This window comes from Paenibacillus sp. JDR-2, from assembly GCF_000023585.1.
In the GTDB taxonomy this organism is placed as follows: domain Bacteria; phylum Bacillota; class Bacilli; order Paenibacillales; family Paenibacillaceae; genus Pristimantibacillus.
Genome location: NC_012914.1, coordinates 3170193 through 3191109, shown reverse-complemented (window position 1 = coordinate 3191109; position 20917 = coordinate 3170193). Strand labels below are relative to the sequence as shown.

The following is a 20917-nucleotide window of genomic DNA, read 5'->3' as shown; positions in this document are numbered from 1 at the left end:
CCTCTAGCCGCCGGCACTTGTATAACCTTTCAGCATCCGGTTCCAATACAATATCCCAAGCAGCAGGAAGCCGGCAGCCGGCAGCAACGCCCATAACCCTCCCCAGCTGGTCCGGCCAAGCAGCGCCTCGGCAGGAACAAAAGCGATCAGACCTACGGGAAGAACATAAGTTAATACGTTTTGCAGCGATTTCGAGAAGATGGTTCCCGGATACATGCCAAAGCTTGTAAAAGCATCAAAAATATCAAAGACCCGGCTGCTTCCGACCCAGCGGAACAACATGCCGGATAAGAACAGAGATACCGCGCATAACATTGTGACCGACGCCAGAAACAGCAGTCCGAACTGCAGCCACGCCCATCCGCCGGGCATCTCCATCCCTTTTAAGGCGTAAATAAACAGAACCGTACCGCTGAACAATCTGCCGAAATCATCCGGGTCAAATCCCGTGATCATGGCCATTAGCATAACGGGCCTTGGCCGGAGCAGCAGCAGGTCAAACGTTCCTTCGCGGACATGGCCTAGCGTTGTGCCTACCATGCCGAAGAAGAACGGAAAGGCGATTCCCTTGGACAAAGCAAACACAGCTTGAATTAGCAGCGCCTCATGCATAGTCCAACCGGGAAACGAAGCGCCGGATTTGTACACAAGCAAAGTAACGAGCGGAACGACCAGATCGCCGATAACGAGCATCACAATGCTGATGAAGAAATGGCTGCGATACGCCATCTGCTCCGCAAATTTAGTTCTCAGCACCGCGCCGAACAAGGTCTCCCTCATACACCCACCCCCGTAAATCTCCGCATGGCGGCGTTGTACAAAGCGGCCATCGTTAACGCAGTCACCGTAACGGCGACGGCTTGCAGGCCTACCGCCTGTGCCAGCGACAGATGAATGCCGGCAAGCTCGTATTCCCCTCCGTATACTCTGGTCGGCAAATAGGTAATGAATTGAAAAGGAAGGAAAAATAATATCTTCTGCAGCACATCCGGGAAGAAGGACAGCGGGATAAACACCCCGGCGCAAATATCCTTCAGCAGCAGGAACACCCGCCGGATTCCTTCTGCCCGGATCAGCCAGAAGGCGGTTAGTCCAACGCAATAATTGACCATAAAGTTCATAAGGAAACTGAGGGCAATCGATAAGAGCGCCCAGCCCGGAGCCGCTGGCTGCAGATTTACGCCAAAGACAAAGATAAAGAGCAGTAGAACGGGCAAAACTTCAACCCAAAGCGCAAGCGATCGGTGGCCGATCTTCTGGGCAAACGCAAACAGCCAATGCGGAAGCGGCCTTAGAGCGAAGGTTACAAACTTGCCGCTGCGCACCAGCATCTGCAGGTTCCAGTCCGCGAAGTCAAACGAGATGTAATGAATAAGGCTGGCGACGCCGTAATAGGTAAGCATCTGTTGATAGGTCAGCCCGTTTAACGTCTCATGCCCTTGGTAAACGGCCTTCCAGATAAACACCTGAACCAGGAACATAACGGGCCCAACAAGCAGAGAAGCCGCCATATGCGACCGGAACGCCGCCCACTCCTTGTAGGTAGCGAAGCCGATCGCTGAAATGACGGCGGTCAGCCGCTTCACAGCCAGCCGGAGCCGATAATGTTTTGCGTACCGTTAATCGACTCCGGACACCAGTCCAGGTTGGAAGGCACAAAGAATACGACAACCGATTGATGCTGAGGATCAACTAGCAGCTTGCAGCGTCCCGCCCCTTCATGGCCGTAGGAGCCGACAGGCAGCAAGTCGTCATGCGCGGTAAGGTTGGCTCCTAATCCGTAAGTAAAGCTCTTGATTCGCCCGCCCCAGCAAAAGCCCTCGATCCCGCTGTTCAGCACGTTCGTGCTCATCTTCTCAACCGATTTGCGGGATAAGATTTTGACACCGTCAAGCGTGCCGTAGTTAAGCAGCATCTGACCAAAGCGGTACAAGTCATCCAAGGTGGAATTCATGCCGCCTCCGGCTCTTTGGGGACTGTACTTGCGGTCATGCTTCTTCGTATCCCGGTTCTCCTCATGCTCGTTAATCCAGCACACCTCATCATGCAGCTCCTCCGGAATTTCGAAGAACGTACGGTTCATGCCAAGCGGCTTAACGATATTCTCCATCACATACTGCTCAAACGGAATTCCGCTTGCGCGGGATACAATCTCGCCCAGGACATTAAATCCGGCTGACGAGTAGCTCCATTCTACGCCTGGCGCCGATAACGGTTGGCCGGACAAGAGAGAACGAATCCATGTGCTGCGGCGTTGCTTATCAAGCTCCGCCGGATCCGTGACGGCATCCGGCCCTTCCGTCTCCGGCTCGAAGGCGAACAGCATATCCCACCAGCCTCTCGGATAAGGCTCCTGGAAGTAGCCGGGATCGGCTTGAAGGCCTGAAGTATGGGTTAGCAGATGCCAGATTTGAATCTTCTCGTACGTAGCGTTTTTGAATTCCTCGATCCACTCCGAGACCGACTGTCTGAGAAACAGCTTGCCTTGCTCGACCAGCTGAAAGATTGCCGTTGTGGTGAACAGCTTGGTTACCGATGCGATCTTGCGGATCGTATCGTCCTTATAGAACGATTCGGGATCCGTATATTTGAGTTGTCCAAAAGCAGCTTTTGCAAATACCTTGCCATTTGAGGAGAGGAGATAAGCGGCGCTTTGAATCTGGTTTTGTTCGATAAGCAACTTGAAATGCTCCTCCAACCGAATCCGCGCATCCGGATCAAATCCGGTCTCCTGCGGTTGTACTGCCGTGAATACACCCGATGTTGACATGGGCATCCCTCCATTTTAAAAGGCTAATTATTATTCCAATCCCGACCAGACGATAGCCCGCGGGGTAACAACCGATTCATTCGTGAAGCCTTTATGGCTTGGAACCAGGAATGCAAATACCAATTCCTCTACAGGATCCACATACAAGCCGCAATGACCGTAGCCTTCATGCGAGAAGGTTCCTTTGCTGGCCAGATCAAAATGATCCACCGACCAGCCTAATCCGTATTTGAAATCCGCGTGAAGATTCCCCCATCCCCTGCTCGTTAAGCCATGCAGATGATTGACCGTTTGAAGCTCAACGGAACGTTTGGACAACACGCGGCTGCCGTTCCCGGTTCCGCCGTCCAGCATCATCTGCCCGAATTTCCACAGGTCCTCAAGCGTCGAATAAAGACCGTTGCCTGCCACGTTTGGCATGTCCGCCGTCCGCTCGCGCGGCTCGTAGATATCTCTTTTCTCCCAATCATTCGTGCAGCAGACTGCGTCACGTTGCTCCTCGGGTACTTTGAAGAAGGTATTCGTTAAGCCGAGCGGAGCCAGAATCTCATCTTGTATGTACTGTTCGTAGGACTTGCCGGATACCTTGGCGATAATCTCGCCCAAAACGGCATATCCGCTTGAACAATAGATCCATTCCTTGCCCGGCATGCGCTGCATCGGACCGGAGATTACAACCTGCAGCCAATTGATATGCGGATAGGCTTTCTTCGCTTCATTCGCCATCCATTCATACCACGGAAGACCGTAAGGCTCCAGGTAGAAGCCAGGATCTCCCTGAAGGCCGGATGTATGGGTAAGCAGCTGAAAAATCGTAATGCTGCGGTGCTTATCGTTATCGAACTCGGGCAGGATCCGGCTGACGGGTTCCGTCAGGAAGATTTTCCCCCGGTCAACTAACTGATGGATGGCAACTGCCGTAAATACTTTCGTTATCGAATAGATCTTCCGAATGGAATCGGGCAGGAGATCCGCGCTGCCATCTTCATGTCGCAGCTTCCCTAGCGAGCGCTGCGCGAATACCTTACCTTTTCTCGCGATGATGTAGCTGGCGGCCTGAATCGTACCGTTCCCGATAATGGAAGCATAATGATCGTCGAGACGGCGGAGATGTTCTCTGTCGAAGCCGACTTCCTCCGGACTGGCGTTGGTCCAGCCTTCATGAATGTGAATCATGTCCTGCATTTGAATTGCCCCTCCCTGAATTGGAGAATCATGGAAATAAAAATATATTCCTATTCTAAGGGCACGGATGTTCGTATGTCTATGCCTTTTTCGTGTATAAACAAAATATATTTTGCGGTTTGTTTAAACCCTTGCACTTACTCCGTGAAACGAAAAATGCAGGACATAAGCACTTTCGTGCCGTGTCCTGCATTTGCCTTTTTCTATAAATGCTGTTCGATTACTCCGGACTCCGGATCGAAGGTCAGCATCTTCGTTCCGATTTTATCGATAAAGAACCGGTCATGACTGACGGTAATAACCGCTCCCGGGAAATGAATCAACGCCTGCTCCATCACCTGAATACTCGTCAAATCAAGGTGATTCGTTGGTTCGTCCAATATGATGACGGCCGCACCGGAGAGAAGGCATTTGGCCAGCGCAACGCGGGCCTTCTGCCCGCCCGACAGGTTGCCGATAAATTTGCTCAGATCACTTTCCGAGAATTGCAGCATAGACAGGAACTTATTGACCTTTTTCCTCGGAGCGTCCAGTCCAAGACCATACGTATTCACCGCGTGGCTGACCGTGTCCTTCGGATCAAGCTCCTCCCACATCCGGTTGAAATAAGCATAGCTTACCCCTCTCTCCCAGACGACTTCGCCGGACTCCTGCTTCTCCTGCCCCGTCAACACTTTGATGAGAGTGGATTTCCCGCTCCCGTTAGGGCCAACGATCACAAGGCGGTCTTCCTTTTGAATATCAAAGCTGATATTCTCGAAAATCTGCCTGCCGTCATAGGTTTGGCTGATCTGCTTCACTTCGCATAATTTGTCCGGAAAACGAAGCTTCTCGTATATATCGGTGATCAGCACATTAACGGGATGCGGCTCAATCCGTTTCTTATTGTCCGCTAGTTTACGAGAAAGACGGTCTTTCGAGGTCTTTTTGCTGCTTCGGCTATCTATGGCTTCAGCCTCCATCAGGAGAAGCTCCTCTTCCCACTCGAACTGGCGGTCCAGCTCCTTCTTGCGCATTTTCTTCTTGCGGACGTAATCGGTATAATTGCCGTCGTATTCCTGAAAATGATAGTTCTCGATCTCAATCGTTTTCGTAACGACTTTGTCGATGAATTCCCTGTCATGGGAAACCAGAATCATGGCCCCTTTGAACCGGAACAGCCAATGTTCCAGCCAAGCAATCCCCTCCATATCCAGATAGTTCGTAGGTTCGTCGAGCAAAACAACATCCGGCGTCTGAATGAGCATCTTGGCTAGTGCCGCACGGTTTCTCCAGCCTCCGGACAACTCGTCGACCGGCTGATTGCGCGAATTATCATTGAACCCCAGCTTCGTAAGCACGGTGTTAATCTCGACGGACACATTCCAGCCGTCCAAATGCTCCATCTGCTCGAACAATTCCGCCTGTCTCGACAGCAGCTTGTCCATCTCTCCGTCGTCCGTCACCGATCCCAGCTTCTCCGCAACTTCCTGAAGCTCTCTTTCAATGAGGGCAACTTGCTCGAAGCACATCTCCAGCTCCTGTTGAACGGATAAGCTGCCGCTTAGTTCGGAGAACTGCGAGAAATAGCCGATCTTCACTTGAGGATCAATTTCTACTTTGCCTGACGTTGGCTCTTCCTTGCCCATAATAAGCCTGAATACCGTCGACTTACCGGCACCATTCCGGCCAATCAGGCCAACGCGCTCCCCTTGACTCAGGCGAAAATAAATATCGCGAAAGATCATAGCGTCTTCATATTTTTTCGTCACGTTCTCTAGTCTAATTACGCTCATCGCTATCATCCTTTCATTCTTCTAACGATTATAACACTATCAAGTAAGATTCCGGGTATAATGAACAAGTATAGGCCTAAAATGTACGGCATAGTACGGCGAATATCATGCAGAAGAGGTTAGAGATGACGGTATTTAAGGAATTAAGCAAGGAAATTACGACAGCCCTGAGCAGCTTGGGCTTTGACACTCCAACGGAAGTGCAAGCGAAAGTTATCCCCATTGCGCTTGAGAAAAGGGATTTGGTCGTCAAATCGCAAACCGGCAGCGGCAAAACAGCCGCTTACGGCATTCCGCTCTGCGAGCTTGTGGAATGGAACGAGAATAAGCCGCAAGCTTTAATCTTGACGCCAACCCGCGAGTTAGCGGTTCAGGTCACGGAGGACATTACCAATATCGGCCGGTTTAAACGAATCAAAGCGACGGCCCTTTACGGGAAATCCCCTTTTCATATTCAAAGGGCTGAGCTCAAGCAAAGGACGCATATGGTTGTCGGTACGCCGGGACGTGTGCTTGATCATATTGAGCGCGGCACGCTTGCGCTGGACAAGCTGGCTTATCTGGTCATTGACGAAGCCGATGAAATGCTGAATATGGGTTTTATTGAACAAGTCCAATCGATTATTCAAGCTTTACCGAAGGGCCGGGTAACGATGCTGTTTTCCGCCACCTTCCCCGAGGATGTCGCCAAGCTGTCGAGACGATATATGGACAGCCCCGCGCAAATCGAGATCCAGGCAAGCGGATTAACGACGGCAACCATCGAACATTCCCTTATTGAAGTAAAGGAAGCGGATAAGCTGGCCTTGCTGCAGGACGTTCTTGTTGTGGAGAATCCGGACAGCTGCATTATTTTCTGCCGGACGCAAGAGAATGTCGATAAGCTGTTCCGGTCGATGGCCGAACTCGACTATCCGTGCGACCGCATCCACGGCGGTTTGGAGCAGGAGGAACGCTTCGAAGTAATGAACGCGTTCAGAAGAGGCCAATTCCGCTATCTCATTGCGACGGATGTTGCGGCAAGAGGCATCGACATTACGAATATCACCCATGTCATTAACTACGATATCCCGCTGGAGAAGGAAAGCTATGTGCACCGGACGGGGCGTACAGGGCGGGCTGGCAAGAACGGGAAGGCGATTACTTTCCTCGCGCCAAATGACGGCAAGCGACTCGCGGAGATTGAAGACTATATTGGTTTCTCGATTCCGAGAGTACAAGCTCCATCTGAAGAAGCCGTTAACAATCGCCTTGAAGAATTCGAACGCAAAATTAATGTTGGGGTTGAGCTGAAGAAGGACCGACGCGAGCAATTGAACAAGCAGATTATGAAGCTTAACTTCAACGGCGGGAAGAAAAAGAAATTCAGGGCGGTAGACTTCGTCGGAACCATCGCGAAGCTTGAAGGGGTAACGGCTGACGATATTGGGATCATTACCATACTCGACCATGTGACCGATGTTGAGATTCTGAACGGCAAAGGATCGCTGGTGCTTGAGCTGATGAAGAATACGACGATAAAAGGCAAGCAATTAAAGGTACGCAGAGGAAATAAATAAATTTTTCCTTTAAAGACGAAAAGCCGCTTCCGCTCTATCCGACAATAGAGCCAAGCGGCTTTTTAACATGCAACGATTAGAATACGCGCGGGCGAAGCGTTTCTCTTTTTTCCCCGAATACGCGCTGCTCCAGGTCTTCCAGACGGCGTTTGATCATGAAGTAATCGAAGGCTTCCTTGTCCTTCATCAGTTCCTTATGTATGTTCGCCAGGTCAGCTTCAAACTTCACGATCAGCTCCTGCATGCGGCTGTAGTCCTTGATAATCTCGTCGAGGAACTCATCCACCTGCTCTTGGCTGTAGCCTCTCATCTTCTTCTCAAATTGCTTAGCATGTATGATTTGTGCTGTTAATTGGATACCGTATTGACTCAACTCGCTCATGGTATAAATGCTCCTCTCAAAACTCGATAAAAATGACGCTTAGTCTATATAATACGACGATTTTCGACTTTCTGCAAAGCCGCTCTCTTCCAGTTAACAAAAAAGGACCGCTTAACGCGAAATCGCGTCAAGCAGCCCTGGATAAATTCAACTTATTATTAAGGGTTATTTCAGGTAAAAGACTTCTCTTAGCGGACGAATCGGCTCGGCTTCGCGGAAGTCGAATGAGCCCTCCACCATTTGCGAGGTAATGGCATTCCAACGGTTGCATGGCTCGCTCTCGGCGATCATGCTGAACGCCTTTTCTACATCATCGCATTCGAAGCAATAGAAAAACTGGTTGCCATTTTGAAAGATCGAATAATTACGGATCCCTGCGCGCGAATGCTCTTCCATAATTTCAGGCCATGGGGCCAGATGCATGGCTACGTATTCCTCAAGCATTTCCTCTTTGATTTTCCAGGTCCAAGCGAATTTATTGCTGTTCTCCATTTGCTACCTCTCCTTCTCTTTCCTTCATTGCTGAACGTCAAACATGTCTTTCCTTATGAAGACGTTTTCAATAATGCTGACAGGTTCAATATAGGCTATCCATGTCATGGTGTAAAGAGAAGATTTTTCGCGCGATATTATAAGCGGTCTGCGGGCAATCTAATTTCGCCACAGGATGTAGGCGCCATTCTATCGCAGGGAGGAATAACAAACATGTCGCATAATAAACGACGCTCTTTCCAAGGTAAAATGCATGCACTGCAGTTCAACTCGTTAGAAGCTGAAAATAATGTGGCGGGGTCAACCGACCGGAACCGCAACCAGAAAGGCCATGTTCCGAACGGTCCCTCGACGGGCTAGCTGTTACGTTAAGCCTGAAATTGGTTGAAGCAATGAAACGAAGGAGCTCCGTCATTGGAGCTCCTTCGTTCAATTGTTCAAATAACCAATCATGTCGCTCCAATTCGCCCTGCCGTAATAATCCTCGGCAACGGTCAACTTTGTGATCCAGGATAAGGACCTTCTTGCACCCGGTTTGATCAGCTTAACCTCCGCGGAGCCTTGACCGGACTGTACAAAAGCAATCATCCCGTTGTTCATGATTGTTGGCGCGTAATCGCCATAGCCTTCGATGGCTCTCGTCACATTTTTGCTCTGCCCTGTTCGAAGATTAACTTTGGCCAGCAGAGGCAATGATCTGTCCTCTTCGTCCCCCGACCAGGCCGCTTCTTTCCTTCGGGACACGATAACCGCTTCATCGCGGTCCCAAGTAAAGTCGTTGTCGGCATAGCCTTGAGGCGTCAGCACGCGTTTCTTCAGCGAAGAGATGTCTTCAAGGATAGTCAGCTTTTTGTTTGACGTAGCTTCCCTGCCCGTACCTTCGATGAAGGCTAGCTGGCCGCTTGACGGCGCCCATTGGAACCAGTCAGCATAGCGTAGCATCTGACCGGCTTTCACAAAGCTCTGCCCATCCGAAGAGAGCAGGATCAATGTGTTGGCATCGGAAGACAAGGAAGCTGTCGGCTTTGCAATAAACGCAATCCATCTTCCGTCCGGCGACCATTTGAACGGACTTGTCTGAATCGCGAAAAAATCATCCGATTGGGCAGGCAACCGGTAAAACAGCTGCTTTGACCAGACCCCAGTCGTACCGTTAGGCTTTAATACATACAGCTCAATTGGAGCCCAGCCTCCTTCCGGCCGCAGCTCCGCCGCAGTAGATACAAGCAGTCCGCTGCCGTCCGGCAGCCACGAGAACTCCCCTGCATTGTCCATAATATTGTCCTGCGAATGGTCGCTTGGCCTGTCGGCCGACATGACGCTCAGCGTTCTTCCCGACAGGATGGCTAATCGATTGTCGTTTGGAGCCCATTTGGCATTTGCACCTTCCCCAAGCCTTCTAATGCCGCCGGTTGCAGCTTCATAGCTCCACACTTCCGGCCTGTTCTCATCCCGGAGGAAGGTCATCCATCTTCCGTCATTTGACCATTGGGGGCTTCGAATATATTCTTCCTTCGTCAGCGGCTTCTGAACCTCATCGATGGCCAGCCATAAGTTATCGGTCCGGATAAAAGCAGCCTGCAGTGCTTCCCGTTCCCCTTCCGCCGCTGCGCTTGTCACAGCCAACAAGGACGAGCCGACAACCGCGGCAATCATTAAAGCCGTTAATTTTTTGATCACGGAAGCAACCCCTTCCCTTCGTTAACATCATGATGATGGGCTTTGAAAGCAACTTCCTCGGGCAGCTTTCTCGACATGCTTGGGATATGGCGGTGTTTGTACTCAATTAGCTCTGAGGAGTAAACGGAAACAAAGACACGCCCGCTTCCGGCGAAAGCACGGATCAGAACCGGTTGATTGTATTGATTCTTGAATACGAAGTCCGGTCCGTCCCAGCTTACCGTAGCATCCCTCCCAGGCATCACGTAAGGCACATGCCGGCTATGCGAGTATCGCTGGATGATTTTGAGACCCGCGCTGTCAATGGCATTAAACAAAGTGGAAGATACTTGGCAAATGCCGCCGCCCACTCCCTCGGACAGCTCCCCGCGGACGATTATCGGCGCACTCAAATATCCTTTCTCCGGCGTTCTTGGCCCCACGGTACGGTTAAACGAAAACGTCTCCCCGGGAAAAACGACCGTATTGGAAATCGCTTTTGCGGCTAAGGAAATGTTATGGGAGCGGTTCTTATTGTTGCTGTTGTAATAAGTGACATAGTTACCGATCGCTTTTTCCTTAATACTGGCTAGCAATTCGCTGTCCACCCTCGCGTGCACGTGAGTTAAGGGCACCTCAATGGTCGAAGGCTTGTTATTAAAGAAATAGCTGTAAAATTGCGTGGCAAATTGATCGCGATCCAGTTGATATCCCGACTGTTCCGGAACGATCGTCCCCCTATCTCCGATATAAGCGTTAACGGGGGGCATATTGATCTTTTTCTCCAGCTTGGTCTGCAGGTTATCGAACTTCCCGATATCCAAAAAGGACGTTCCCGGAAGATCGTAATCCCCCCGCTTGATCTGGGCAAGCGGTTGTCCGCGGAACTCAATAGTCAGGTGTTCAGGTACGATATAAGGCCGCTCGGGCTGTACGGGTTGTACAGGCTGCTGCAGCAAGATAGCTAGTCCAGCTATCCAGATTCCGTTAAATCCCATTCTTCACTTCTCCTATCGTCACATAAGCACTAATTCAGCCGAGAATAATAATGGACAAGGGATAGTATGGTTCGCCGAAGCTTCAATTATTTAGTAACAGGAGGAAAATATGCTTTTTCAGCGATTTAAGCGTATTAAGGCTTGCAGAATGATCGTGCTTGCGCTCATCCTTGCTTGGCTGCCGGAAAACAATCTCCATGCAAGGTCTGCTGTGATGAAAGAAGAAATGAACGGTCAATCCGTTCTGCAGTTAACCGTCAAATCAAGTCCTACCGCCATATTCGAGGACCGTGACAAGATAAAAGACCCGGATATCGTTAACGCCATTAATTCTCCGAGGTGGCAAGCATCCGATGAAATCCCGCGGTTTTCCGATTTGTATATTTCCCCGGAAGGAAACGCTGCTCCGTCTTTTCGCGTAGATGTCAGCGGCCGCGTATGGGATGAAGCGCAGTCAAAAATGCTCGTTCTCCCGGATAAAGCAGTCGCAAAGCTGCAGCAGTCTGCCGAAGCATTGCGTGCTCAGCATTATGGACAATTACTGGATTGGCAGGATGCGGAGAAGCTTTTTTCCAGGAAAGCCTATTTTGTAATCAAGGATATGGAGACCGGGTTATCGTTCCGCGTGCAACGCAGAGCCGGACATGATCATGCGGATGTTCAACCCGTGACCAAGGCGGATACCGAAATTATGAAGCAGATCTACAACAAAGGCTGGACTTGGGACAGAAAGGCGATTATCGCGGAAAAGGACGGCAGGCAAATTGCGGCTTCCATGAACGGGATGCCGCACGGCGGAGACGGAATACCGGAGAATGGCTTTTCGGGGCATTTTTGCGTGCATTTCCTGAACAGCTCTACCCATAAATCCGAAAACCCGGATTTGCCTCATCAACTAATGGTTTACAAGGCTGCGGGAAAGATTCGAAATTATTTTGCAGGCTCTTCCCCATTTCTTCTTGGTCAAGCTTTGATTGAAGCCATTCACCATGAAGAACCCGAGATGACCCGCCTTCTAACGGAAGGGCTTCCCAAAGAGCAGTTGGAGGCGCTGCTTTCGCAGCAGCAGGATTGGCGTTCTATACGGCGGAAGGACGGCCGTGAACTACCCCAGGAGGAATCTTGGCTATCCGAGGTGCAAATGGAGGCCGAGACACTACACGCAACACGGGGCAAACGGCTGGTACGATTCCAATCCCGGTTCGTGCGTACGAGTCCGATCAGCCCGTGGGAAATGAAAGAATTAATTCTTTCTTGAAAAACAAATAACGTCCGCTTCCTTCTTTATGAAGAAGGAGCGGACGTTATTATGTCTAGCTTAGAATGGGCCATTAACGGATGTCCCGTGGATATGAGGATTTGCCATATTTGGGCTTACCATGTTTGGGTTTGCCATGTTTGGGTTTGCCATATTCGGACTTGTCATGCTGGGGCTCACCATGTTTGGCTGCACGTTAGGCTGGGTATTACTTTGTTGAAGCGATTGCGTTGCCGGAAGATCCATGTATGTTTTGTGGCAATACATATTGGAGATTCGCGGAATGACAACAGTCTCGCCATGCTTGAGGGATTTTGGATTCGCAATATGCAGGTTGGCTTCCTCTAGCAGCGTGTTTGGAATGTTGTACGCATGGGCGATTTGCTCCATCGTATCTCCTGCCTGCGCTTGGTGATGAGCGTAGTAGTAATTGCGGTCGTCCTCCCGGAAGAAAGGGAAGAAGAACGGCGAAAAGAAGAAGAACGGGAACAGGAAACGACCTGGAAAGAAAGGATGCGGGAAAGGCCGGAATGGTGGACGAAATCCGCCGCCAAAGCCGCCGCCGCCAAAAGGAACAAAACCACGATTATCCATCTTGATACCTCCGTCATATAGTCATTTGACTATATAACTTATTGAATCCTGGGCCAAAAGGTTCCTGTTGCCCGTTAAGTTATGTTAGAGCTTCTTATAATCGCGTTTCATAATATTCATAACCAGACCTGCCCACTTCGGATTGGCCGGACAGTACTTACTCGCTACTTTGTCAATCGTCGTGTAGCCTTTATCGATATAATTTTTTGCCAGCAGCTGGCCAAACTTGCGGACGCTGTCACCTTTCGTTTCGAAGGCAAATGCTTTGTTATATTTGTCGCTATCTAATGCATTAAGGCCAAACAGATTGTTTTTCTTCTTGGCCAGCGTACTCTTGCCGTTACCGCTTTCCAGCTTCATGACGGCAATCGTAAAGTATGCGTTAATGCCGTATTCCTCTTCGATTTCGAGAACGGCCTGCTCTAAGCCGTGATCCGCAAGAGCCGTTTTCTCAAACAGCTTCGCAATATGCTCTTCCGTGAGTCCCGAGTCCGATTCCACAACGGATGTTGGCTTCTCAGGGTCGGAAGACAATGATAATATTTTAACGGGCTTGATCTCTAACGTATCGTTAAGCGGCGGCGCTGCTTCCGCAGTTGAATTCGCTTTCGCCAAAACTTCTACCGCAGGAGCCTTTTCGGAAACAGAAGCCGCTTTTCCTTCAATCTGCTGGGCGTAACGTCCATGGACAAAGCCTTGATCCTTCAGAGCCAGCCATCCGTTATCCGTTGCGTGGTCCACCTCGATGGTGTCCCCTTGCTTAAGCACTTGAATAATATTGGAGTTTGCATCCGGCTTCTCGCGGACGTTGAGGTAAAACGCGGTTACTGCGTATGTAAGAATGGGCGGTTCTTGCACAGAGGGTTGCGCGGCTGCGCTATGTATTTCGGGGATTATACTTGGCTCTGGTTCCGGCAGCGCTGCTTCTTGCCTCTCTACAGACTTTATTTCAGCGGCTTCCGGCAGCTGCGGCGTAAACAGCTGTAAAGCGTCACTTACCACGATATTGCCGTCAGCGATGGATAAATGAGCAGTCGATAAATCATGCGTTACTTCAGCAGACACTTTATTTGAAGGTAAAAAACGCGTGCTCAAGGTCATGAACAAAGCTATACAAAGTAAATATACGAGCACTTTTGAATTGATTTTTGTACGCATCGTTACACCTCTTCCTCGTTTTTGTAAATCAGACATACCTGCTGTGGTATAGGTTAGATTGTACATAGGAGGATTTGAAAAACGTGTCAAATATCCTGCGCGGCTCACTTGTTTCTTTGTCGGAGCTTCATGCCAAACTTTGGCTGAAAAAGCGGATTTTGAGCAGATGCCGTCCGTTCGAATCGCTTTGACCGAAAAACGCACGAAAAAGTTGCTCCTATCTGACCCTATCCGCGAAAATTAGTAAAATAAAAACAAAAGAACCGCACCCTGGTGCGGTTCTCTAGCTTTATTTGTATTATTTTTCCGGCATTTGAGGTCCGGGATGGGACTTGAGAAACTGCTCGATCTGCTCAGGCGTCCAGCTTGGCCCTTGAAAAAGGCTGCCGCTCCTTACCAGCTCCAGCAGTTCCAGCAGCCACTCCTTCTCCGCCTCTCCGAATTTCTTGATTCCGTTAATCATCATTCGGGAGCCGGTCGGAAGAAAGGTCCCTTTTAAATCCAGTACCGCTTCCATGCGTTTAATACGCTCTTCGCATGCGGCCAGCTGCTTCTGCAGCAGCTGCTCGGTCTGCCCCTGATCGCCGTGACGAATGAAAGCCAACGCGAGGAAAACGGGATGCTGCGGATAAGAAACCTGGCTGAGCTGTTCATAAAGCAGTTTATGGAATGCTTCTTTGCCTGACTCCGTAATCCGGTAAATCGTCTTGTCGGGCCGGTTATCGCCCGGAACCGCTACAATCTCCGCCGTTTCAATCAGTGCGTGATCCCGCAGCTGGTCTACCGCGTAATACAAGGAACCGTCACGAAGCCGAAACGATTCATTCCAATTCCGTTGCTTAATCGTTTGTCTTATATCGTAAGGATGTCTGTCCCGTTCCATTAGAAGCCCCAATATTAACAGCTTCATTGACATGGTCCTTATCTCCCCGAGAAAGAAGGCTCCGGCTTGCCTGCATCCTCTTTGGCTGGAGCCTGATTCGATTTGGGTGGAAGCTCAAGACGGGCGCGGCCCATCAGAATCGCGAATACAAACGCCAATATCGGCAGGATGACATTCCATTGGAAAATAAACAGTATGGAATCGGACAGCTTGCCAAGCAGAAGCGTCACGAAATCAGCCGGCAGCCCCATTTTAGCCTGAACCGTCGGATCAAGCAGCGCCTGTCCGCCTTTGATCTGTGCCGCCATTTCCGGCTTGATGCCTTGCACGTCTTGCAGCGAGTTCTGGAAATGCGATTTCTGCATCGCGCCAAACACGGTAATGCCTAGCGCGGAACCGATTGTGCGGAAGAACGTGATCAAGGACGACGCCGAACCCTTGTATTGAGGAGGAACGGAGTTCAATGTCGAGATATTCAGCAAGGAGAAGGATACGCCAATACCGAGGCCTATGATAACCATAAATACGGTAATCAGAGCACGGCTCGAGGAGGCATCCATCACATAGCCAAGCAAATACGTTCCGACCATCAGTACGATCGAAGATACGATCATAACGTCGCGGAAACGGACTTTGTTCGCAATCCGGCCGCCGACCTGCGCACTGATTACGACTCCAAGCATCATCGGTGTCAGAACCGTACTTGTGCTGGTCGCCGACAGATGGAATACGCCTTGCATGAACAGCGGAATATAAGTTGCGACGGCAATCATAATACCGCCGTACAGAAGGCTGATCATCATGCTGCTGGTGAAAAGCTGCTTCTTGAACAAGGTCAGCGGAATAATCGGATCCTTCGCCATTTTCTCAACAATCAGGAAGACAATAGCCAGAATACCCGCGCCGGCAAGCAGAGAAATTGTTTTGAACGAATCCCATGCCCAGCCGTCGGTGCCGCCAAGCTCGAGACCAAACATCAGAAGCAGAACCGCCGCCATCAGGATAATAGCACCTGCCCAGTCAATGGCTTGTTTCCGGTGATTTTTCGATTCCTGATAGCCTCTCATAATAAAGATCAGAGACAAGATGCCAATTGGAACGTTGATGTAGAAAATCCAGCGCCAGCTGATATTATCGGTAATGGCACCGCCCATAATCGGACCAAATACGCTCGAGATGCCAAACACGGCACCAAACAGACCCATCATCTTGCCACGCTTCTCGGGCGGGAACAAGTCGAAGATAATGGTGAAGACAATCGGCATAATCGCGCCGCCGCCGACACCTTGAATAGCACGGTAGATAATCAACTGATTCATGTCGGTTGCCGTGCCGCAAAGTATGGAACCGATCAGGAAAAAGATCAGGCCTGAAATAAAGAACCGCTTCCGTCCGTACATATCGGACAGCTTGCCGAAGATAGGCGTTGCGACCACCATTGCGATCATGTAAGCGGAATAAACCCATACGAATTTATCCATTCCGCCCAGCTTCTCGATGATCTTGGCCATCGCCGTCGATACGATCGTTTGATCGAGCGCCGACATAAACAAGCCAAGCAAAAGGCCCGCGATTACTAATTTGACACTACTTTTTTTCGCGTCCATAAGAACTTCCCTTCTATAGTCATTTGTCCGTACTCAAATTTGAATACCCTAGCTTATTATACTCAAATTTGAGTGATGATCAATCCCTAAAATGAATAAATTAATCCCTAGATTGAATAAATTAATTGTTAACCTATCTGATGTATAATGACAGAGAGAAAACAATCGATAAGGTGGGATTTGTACATATGTCATATTTATCGTTAAGTACCTGGAGCCTGCACCGCAATCTCGGACCGTTACGCTGGACCGTATGGAATGAAGAAACCGGCACTCTCGATACGGCCGTTCAGGAACAGCCGTTACTGCATTCTCTTCTCGAGCTGCCCTCGGAAGCTGCCAAACGCGGTTATCAAGCCGTTGAGGTCTGCCACTTCCATTTTCCGTCGACCGAACCTGACTATCTGGCACAAGTGAAGCAGGCATTCGCGGCAGCAGGCTTGTCCTTCGATACCTTGCTCCTTGATTACGGTGATATCACTTCCTCGAATCCAGCCCGCGTAGAAGCTGATATGGCCTATATCCGCCAATGGATTGAAATCGCTTCCTTAAGCGGGGCAAAGCAGATCCGGGTTGTTGCAGGCGAGGCTTCTCCTACGAATGAAGAGGCTGTAACGTTCTCCGCAGCCAGATTGGCCGAGCTTTCGGAATATGGCCGCACGCTTGGCGTGAAGGTGATCACGGAAAACTTCAAGGCACTTACCTCTACTGGCGCAAGCTCCAAAAAGCTTCTCGACCAATGGGGCGAATACGCGGCAACGATTACGGATTTCGGCAACTTTAAAGGCCAATTGAAATATGAAGAGATTGCTCTTACGACTCCGCTTAGCGTATCCGTCCATGTCAAACCGCAATATGATGCAGACGGCATTCCGGATCAAGCCGAGCTTCGCCTCTGTCTGGATACCGTCGCATCCGCGGGATTTGACGGTGCTTATGTATTGATCTACGACGGTCCCGGTGATATGTGGGAAGGCATGGAACGCGTGAAACGGATCGTTTCCTCTTATCTGGCTTCCTAGACGGCAAAAAGCGATACAGGGTAATCCCTGCATCGCTTTTTTTGTAATAACTATCCTTTTATTTTCATTCCTGATGTATGCGCCGCAATGATGCGGTCCATTTGCTCGTTCCAGGCTTCGTCCTCCATACATTTCTCCGGATGAGCTTCGAACCATTCAATGGTCCGTTTAATCCCTTCCGCAAATGGCACAGTAGCCACAAAGTCCGGAACCAGTTTCTTGATTTTGCTGTTGTCAAATACCGCGCTTACCGCTTTATCGCCAAGCAGACCGCCTTCCAAATCCGGGTCGTAGGTGATCAGGAATTCTGAAGAAATATGTACCAGGTTCGGCTTAACTCCGGCAGCAGAGCCAATCGCCTCGTAAATCTGATTCCAAGTCAAAACTTCATCGGATGTAATATGGTACGCTTCTCCAATCGCGGTCTGCTCGCCAAGCAACCCCACGAAACCTTTTGCAAAGTCCGAATTATGTGTCATCGTCCATAGGGATGTACCGTCTCCGTGAACAATAATCGGCTTGCCCTCGCGCATACGCGCAACAAGCGAATAAGGATGCGACCAGCTGTTAAGCGATGCCGGGATCATCGTATCCCCGTACGTAAAGGAAGGACGGACAATCGTAACCGGGAAGCCGGTTGCGGCATACTCCTTCATAAGAAGCTGCTCACAGTCGATTTTATCTCTAGAATATTGCCAATACGGATTTTCAAGCGGCGTTGCATGCTCCGTTATGATATAATGCTGCAGCGGCTTCTGATAAGCCGAGGCCGAGCTGATAAAGATATATTGCTTCGTGCGTCCCCGGAACAAATCAATGTCGGTCTGAACATGCTCCGGCGTAAAAGCGATCCAATCCACCACGACATCGAATTGATAGTCTTCCAGCGCTGCCGCGGCGGACTCGGGATCTCGAATATCCCCGGTAATGATCTTCGCGCCTTCGGGCACAAATCCGTCCCGGTTTCCCCGGTTGAACAAATAAAGGTTAATTCCTTTCTGTACAGCAAGCTTGGATACGGCTTGGCTAATCAAGCCGGTACCGCCGATAAACAATACATTCATGTCTTATCGCTCCTCCAACCAACATAATGGCTTACTTCAGTACTAGTGTAAAGCTTAAAAGCAACAGGAGCAATGTTTAAGGTATAATAGAAAGATAGATCAATAGAATAGGAGATAAGTGATGGATATTGTACAACTCCCATTAAACCAAATCGACGAAGATACGGATCAGCCCCGCTACCAGTTCGATGAAGAAGCTTTGGTCGAACTGATGCGTAATATTGAAGAAATCGGGCTTCTCTCCCCCATTAAAGTAAGAACGATTGATGGCGGAAGATATAAAATTATTTACGGCAACCGCCGTTATAAGGCTTGCAAGCGGCTTGAACTTGACACGATTCCTTGTATCGTGACGAACATGACCGATGAGCAGGAGATCTATTTGGAGCAAATCGCCGAGAACCTGACGCGTCAAGGCTTCTCTCCGATTGAAGAAGCAGAGGCTTTCAACAAGCTGATGACCGACCCTAAATTTAGCCGATCCGTTAAATTCCTTGCCAGCAAGTTCGGCAAACCGGAATCGTACATAAAGAACAAATGCGAGCTGCTTAAATTTGGAAACTCGGTTCGAAAGCTTATCATTGGCGGCACGGAAATCCGCAAGGACCGTCTCACGGAGGATCAGCTGCTGCCGCTTAAGGATTTGCCAATGGAGCATCGCGATCCGCTGGCTCTTCTTATGGCAAGAGACGAAATGCCGCCTACAGACGTGAAGAAGATAGCCAAGCTGTTCAAGGACAAAGATATCTCTGCTGCTACAAAGGACAAGCTCCTTTACAAATCGGGTCCCGGATTACTGGAGACCTGGTCCATTCAGCAGCATAACAAGGCGGAGAAAGCGAAGCCGGCCGAACCGAAAGCACCTAAGGCGGAGAAGAATAAGACCGCCGAGGCGACTGAGACAGGAACAACAGCTGCAGTCGAGGCTACGCCTTCTCCGGTCAGCCCCTACGAGGCGGTGGATAAGAAGCTCAATCAGCTGCTGGCTGCTCTGCCCTCTTTCACCCCGCTGCCCAATGAAGCGGCTTTATCCTTGCAGGAGCTGAATGCCGAGGAGAGAGCGGAGCTTATTAGAAGGATGGAAGCGTTGTTAGAGCAATTGCGGAGCCATACCGAGGAATGGGACAAGCTGAAAAAAATCGCGGCATCCAATTAATTCGATACGCTTTGCTTGATTTGCCCCGCTATCCAGATCAGAATCGGACAGATGATCCCGAAGATCATCGCATAATATGGCCAAATGCGGAAGGTCGTGGACAAGACTGCCGTGTTTGGCCATACTGTTCCGGCCATCACATAGGAAATAAGGGCAATCGGTATTAATAAAGACCGGTAATCCTTTAAATTAAACACGGTCGTTAAACCTTTTGCGCATACGTACATAAGTAAAGACATGCGGAAAAAGATCGCGATAAACCAGATAACGGACACCGCGATCTCAAAACGTTCGAAGAAATCGCTGAAGCTGATCGTCCGGACGGCAAAATAGCTAGAAAAGCCTATGGTTGAGACGACACCTTGACTCAAAACGGCAATAACGATAACCGTGACGCACATAAACAGAAAACCAGAGAACAGCGAGCTTTTGATGACAAGCTTTTTCCACTCATGCGGCTTTTTCGTATGCGTGGCGAAGTACAGGAACAGTACGCTTTCAATATAGGGAAAAGCGATAGTGGTAAAGGAAGCATGAACAATCGGCTTCCAGCCAAACTCGAATACCGGGAGCAAATTGTCCAGGCTCATTTTGGGGATCAGAGGAACATAACCTAACGCTAACAGCCCCATGACCAGGAAAAAGAGTACTTCCGCCGCACGCCCGATTGTTGTTACCCCGCAGTACACCACGTATATGACCACGCCAAGCATCAGAGCAAAAATAGCCGACATAGGCGTTTCCGGCAAAATCACCGTTGTTATGTAATCCGCCAGATCGCGCAGAACCAGACCTAAGATGAGAAAAGGATACAATAGCGTAAAGAGCAGCAGAAGCAGCTTGCCGAACCATTGGCCAAATAACGTCTGTAAATATTGTTCAAACGGGACACCGTTCAGCTGTTTGACAATTCCGCCGTACACCGTAATCATCGTCAGTTGAACAAACAATACCACGCAAAGAGAAATCCAGGCATCCTGCTTGGCAATGGAAGCCAGATTAGAAGGCAGAACAAGAAATGCGCTGCCCAGCTGATACAGGATAAACCACATCGTCATCTGTCGGATCGTCAGCTTCTCATTTTCCATGCTCTGCCTCCCTTCTCTTTCTTCCTCGATTAAAAACTACTTAAGCAGGTTGGACATAAATAAATCAATCGGCTTGAATATGGCATTGATCCCCATTATTGGACTTGGCAGCTTCACTTGAAGCTGTTGAAGCAATACAAGCACAACTCCCACGGTAAGGAAACTCGCGCTGACTGCAATCTCGCGTATTTGCCGTTTCTTCATCAGGACGCGATACTCCATATAAGCTCCTGCCAGAAAAATCAGCAGAATAATCAAATGATCCAT

General features: G+C 49.6%; 21 protein-coding genes. 5 read left to right on the top strand and 16 right to left on the bottom strand.

Annotated elements, in window-relative coordinates:
- Positions 1-3 precede the first annotated feature (3 nt).
- The 5 genes from PJDR2_RS14005 to PJDR2_RS13985 all read right to left on the bottom strand — a co-directional run bounded on the left by PJDR2_RS14005 (position 4) and on the right by PJDR2_RS13985 (position 5730).
- The gene (locus PJDR2_RS14005) at positions 4-780 is read right to left on the bottom strand and encodes an ABC transporter permease (protein WP_015844358.1); all 777 of its coding nucleotides are present in this window, start codon (positions 778-780) and stop codon (positions 4-6) included.
- Positions 777-1586 (bottom strand): ABC transporter permease, encoded by an 810-nt coding sequence (locus PJDR2_RS14000; RefSeq protein ID WP_015844357.1) that lies wholly within the window; start codon positions 1584-1586, stop codon positions 777-779. The genes PJDR2_RS14005 and PJDR2_RS14000 overlap by 4 nt, the downstream gene beginning before the upstream one ends.
- Complete coding sequence (locus PJDR2_RS13995) at positions 1583-2770, bottom strand: serine hydrolase domain-containing protein (RefSeq protein WP_015844356.1); 1188 nt, start codon at positions 2768-2770, stop codon at positions 1583-1585. The genes PJDR2_RS14000 and PJDR2_RS13995 overlap by 4 nt, the downstream gene beginning before the upstream one ends.
- Before the next feature lie 30 nt (positions 2771-2800).
- A complete protein-coding gene (locus PJDR2_RS13990; protein ID WP_015844355.1) occupies positions 2801-3955 on the bottom strand; it encodes a serine hydrolase domain-containing protein in 1155 nt (384 codons plus the stop codon).
- A gap of 203 nt (positions 3956-4158) precedes the next feature.
- Positions 4159-5730, bottom strand: coding sequence for an ABC-F family ATP-binding cassette domain-containing protein (locus PJDR2_RS13985; protein WP_015844354.1), 1572 nt, complete (start codon positions 5728-5730; stop codon positions 4159-4161).
- 125 nt (positions 5731-5855) lie between these two features.
- Between PJDR2_RS13985 and PJDR2_RS13980 the strand changes: the two genes are divergently transcribed.
- Positions 5856-7289: a DEAD/DEAH box helicase gene (locus PJDR2_RS13980; RefSeq protein ID WP_015844353.1), complete on the top strand. Its 1434-nt coding sequence runs from the start codon at positions 5856-5858 to the stop codon at positions 7287-7289.
- Between the two features lie 76 nt (positions 7290-7365).
- On the opposite strand, the gene PJDR2_RS13975 is transcribed toward PJDR2_RS13980, so the two are convergent.
- Both PJDR2_RS13975 and PJDR2_RS13970 read right to left on the bottom strand, forming a co-directional pair.
- Positions 7366-7671 carry a DivIVA domain-containing protein gene (locus tag PJDR2_RS13975; RefSeq protein ID WP_015844352.1) on the bottom strand — a complete coding sequence of 102 codons (306 nt, stop codon included), beginning with the start codon at positions 7669-7671 and terminating at the stop codon, positions 7366-7368.
- Positions 7672-7836: 165 nt separating this feature from the next.
- A complete protein-coding gene (locus tag PJDR2_RS13970; protein WP_015844351.1) occupies positions 7837-8163 on the bottom strand; it encodes an L-rhamnose mutarotase in 327 nt (108 codons plus the stop codon).
- A 213-nt stretch (positions 8164-8376) separates the two neighbouring features.
- Here PJDR2_RS13970 and PJDR2_RS33180 point away from each other — a divergent pair, with 213 nt between their 5' ends.
- Positions 8377-8523 (top strand): hypothetical protein, encoded by a 147-nt coding sequence (locus tag PJDR2_RS33180; protein ID WP_015844350.1) that lies wholly within the window; start codon positions 8377-8379, stop codon positions 8521-8523.
- Positions 8524-8592: 69 nt separating this feature from the next.
- Here the strand turns inward: PJDR2_RS33180 and PJDR2_RS13965 are convergent, their stop codons facing one another.
- Together PJDR2_RS13965 and PJDR2_RS13960 are read right to left on the bottom strand one after the other, a co-directional pair.
- Positions 8593-9843 carry a TolB family protein gene (locus PJDR2_RS13965; RefSeq protein ID WP_015844349.1) on the bottom strand — a complete coding sequence of 417 codons (1251 nt, stop codon included), beginning with the start codon at positions 9841-9843 and terminating at the stop codon, positions 8593-8595.
- A complete protein-coding gene (locus PJDR2_RS13960) occupies positions 9840-10820 on the bottom strand; it encodes a VanW family protein (RefSeq protein WP_015844348.1) in 981 nt (326 codons plus the stop codon). The genes PJDR2_RS13965 and PJDR2_RS13960 overlap by 4 nt, the downstream gene beginning before the upstream one ends.
- A gap of 109 nt (positions 10821-10929) precedes the next feature.
- On the opposite strand from PJDR2_RS13960, the gene PJDR2_RS13955 reads away from it, so the two are divergent.
- A complete protein-coding gene (locus PJDR2_RS13955) occupies positions 10930-12078 on the top strand; it encodes a hypothetical protein (protein WP_015844347.1) in 1149 nt (382 codons plus the stop codon).
- A 60-nt stretch (positions 12079-12138) separates the two neighbouring features.
- Here PJDR2_RS13955 and PJDR2_RS13950 read toward each other — a convergent pair whose 3' ends face one another.
- The 4 genes from PJDR2_RS13950 to PJDR2_RS13935 form a co-directional block, all read right to left on the bottom strand.
- Positions 12139-12672: a LysM peptidoglycan-binding domain-containing protein gene (locus PJDR2_RS13950; protein WP_015844346.1), complete on the bottom strand. Its 534-nt coding sequence runs from the start codon at positions 12670-12672 to the stop codon at positions 12139-12141.
- An 84-nt stretch (positions 12673-12756) separates the two neighbouring features.
- The gene (locus tag PJDR2_RS13945; protein ID WP_015844345.1) at positions 12757-13830 is read right to left on the bottom strand and encodes a glucosaminidase domain-containing protein; all 1074 of its coding nucleotides are present in this window, start codon (positions 13828-13830) and stop codon (positions 12757-12759) included.
- 298 nt (positions 13831-14128) lie between these two features.
- Positions 14129-14746 (bottom strand): PadR family transcriptional regulator, encoded by a 618-nt coding sequence (locus PJDR2_RS13940; RefSeq protein WP_015844344.1) that lies wholly within the window; start codon positions 14744-14746, stop codon positions 14129-14131.
- 5 nt (positions 14747-14751) lie between these two features.
- The gene (locus tag PJDR2_RS13935; RefSeq protein ID WP_015844343.1) at positions 14752-16320 is read right to left on the bottom strand and encodes an MDR family MFS transporter; all 1569 of its coding nucleotides are present in this window, start codon (positions 16318-16320) and stop codon (positions 14752-14754) included.
- 188 nt (positions 16321-16508) lie between these two features.
- On the opposite strand from PJDR2_RS13935, the gene PJDR2_RS13930 reads away from it, so the two are divergent.
- Entirely contained in the window at positions 16509-17342 is an 834-nt protein-coding gene (locus PJDR2_RS13930; RefSeq protein WP_015844342.1) for a sugar phosphate isomerase/epimerase family protein, read from the top strand.
- Between the two features lie 50 nt (positions 17343-17392).
- Here PJDR2_RS13930 and PJDR2_RS13925 read toward each other — a convergent pair whose 3' ends face one another.
- Positions 17393-18406, bottom strand: a complete 1014-nt coding sequence (locus tag PJDR2_RS13925; protein ID WP_015844341.1) for an SDR family oxidoreductase — start codon at positions 18404-18406, stop codon at positions 17393-17395.
- A gap of 121 nt (positions 18407-18527) precedes the next feature.
- Between PJDR2_RS13925 and PJDR2_RS13920 the strand changes: the two genes are divergently transcribed.
- Positions 18528-19562, top strand: coding sequence for a ParB/RepB/Spo0J family partition protein (locus PJDR2_RS13920; RefSeq protein WP_015844340.1), 1035 nt, complete (start codon positions 18528-18530; stop codon positions 19560-19562).
- Here the strand turns inward: PJDR2_RS13920 and PJDR2_RS13915 are convergent.
- Positions 19559-20650, bottom strand: a complete 1092-nt coding sequence (locus tag PJDR2_RS13915; RefSeq protein WP_015844339.1) for a GerAB/ArcD/ProY family transporter — start codon at positions 20648-20650, stop codon at positions 19559-19561. The two genes, PJDR2_RS13920 and PJDR2_RS13915, sit on opposite strands and share 4 nt — an antisense overlap.
- Positions 20651-20686: 36 nt before the next feature.
- A complete protein-coding gene (locus PJDR2_RS13910; protein ID WP_015844338.1) occupies positions 20687-20917 on the bottom strand; it encodes a hypothetical protein in 231 nt (76 codons plus the stop codon).

Excerpts from the sequence above, each read along its gene's own strand:
- PJDR2_RS13935 (WP_015844343.1), bottom strand. The coding sequence starts at position 16,320 with ATGGACGCGAAAAAAAGTAGTGTCAAATTAGTAATCGCGGGCCTTTTG.
- PJDR2_RS13940 (WP_015844344.1), bottom strand. The coding sequence starts at position 14,746 with ATGTCAATGAAGCTGTTAATATTGGGGCTTCTAATGGAACGGGACAGA.
- PJDR2_RS13920 (WP_015844340.1), top strand. The coding sequence starts at position 18,528 with ATGGATATTGTACAACTCCCATTAAACCAAATCGACGAAGATACGGAT.
- PJDR2_RS13945 (WP_015844345.1), bottom strand. The coding sequence starts at position 13,830 with ATGCGTACAAAAATCAATTCAAAAGTGCTCGTATATTTACTTTGTATA.
- PJDR2_RS13950 (WP_015844346.1), bottom strand. The coding sequence starts at position 12,672 with ATGGATAATCGTGGTTTTGTTCCTTTTGGCGGCGGCGGCTTTGGCGGC.
- PJDR2_RS13960 (WP_015844348.1), bottom strand. The coding sequence starts at position 10,820 with ATGGGATTTAACGGAATCTGGATAGCTGGACTAGCTATCTTGCTGCAG.
- PJDR2_RS13995 (WP_015844356.1), bottom strand. The coding sequence starts at position 2,770 with ATGTCAACATCGGGTGTATTCACGGCAGTACAACCGCAGGAGACCGGA.
- PJDR2_RS13985 (WP_015844354.1), bottom strand. The coding sequence starts at position 5,730 with ATGAGCGTAATTAGACTAGAGAACGTGACGAAAAAATATGAAGACGCT.
- PJDR2_RS13925 (WP_015844341.1), bottom strand. The coding sequence starts at position 18,406 with ATGAATGTATTGTTTATCGGCGGTACCGGCTTGATTAGCCAAGCCGTA.
- PJDR2_RS13980 (WP_015844353.1), top strand. The coding sequence starts at position 5,856 with ATGACGGTATTTAAGGAATTAAGCAAGGAAATTACGACAGCCCTGAGC.
- PJDR2_RS13990 (WP_015844355.1), bottom strand. The coding sequence starts at position 3,955 with ATGCAGGACATGATTCACATTCATGAAGGCTGGACCAACGCCAGTCCG.
- PJDR2_RS13915 (WP_015844339.1), bottom strand. The coding sequence starts at position 20,650 with ATGGAAAATGAGAAGCTGACGATCCGACAGATGACGATGTGGTTTATC.
- PJDR2_RS33180 (WP_015844350.1), top strand. The coding sequence starts at position 8,377 with ATGTCGCATAATAAACGACGCTCTTTCCAAGGTAAAATGCATGCACTG.
- PJDR2_RS13975 (WP_015844352.1), bottom strand. The coding sequence starts at position 7,671 with ATGAGCGAGTTGAGTCAATACGGTATCCAATTAACAGCACAAATCATA.
- PJDR2_RS13930 (WP_015844342.1), top strand. The coding sequence starts at position 16,509 with ATGTCATATTTATCGTTAAGTACCTGGAGCCTGCACCGCAATCTCGGA.
- PJDR2_RS13955 (WP_015844347.1), top strand. The coding sequence starts at position 10,930 with ATGCTTTTTCAGCGATTTAAGCGTATTAAGGCTTGCAGAATGATCGTG.
- PJDR2_RS14005 (WP_015844358.1), bottom strand. The coding sequence starts at position 780 with ATGAGGGAGACCTTGTTCGGCGCGGTGCTGAGAACTAAATTTGCGGAG.
- PJDR2_RS13910 (WP_015844338.1), bottom strand. The coding sequence starts at position 20,917 with ATGGATCATTTGATTATTCTGCTGATTTTTCTGGCAGGAGCTTATATG.
- PJDR2_RS13970 (WP_015844351.1), bottom strand. The coding sequence starts at position 8,163 with ATGGAGAACAGCAATAAATTCGCTTGGACCTGGAAAATCAAAGAGGAA.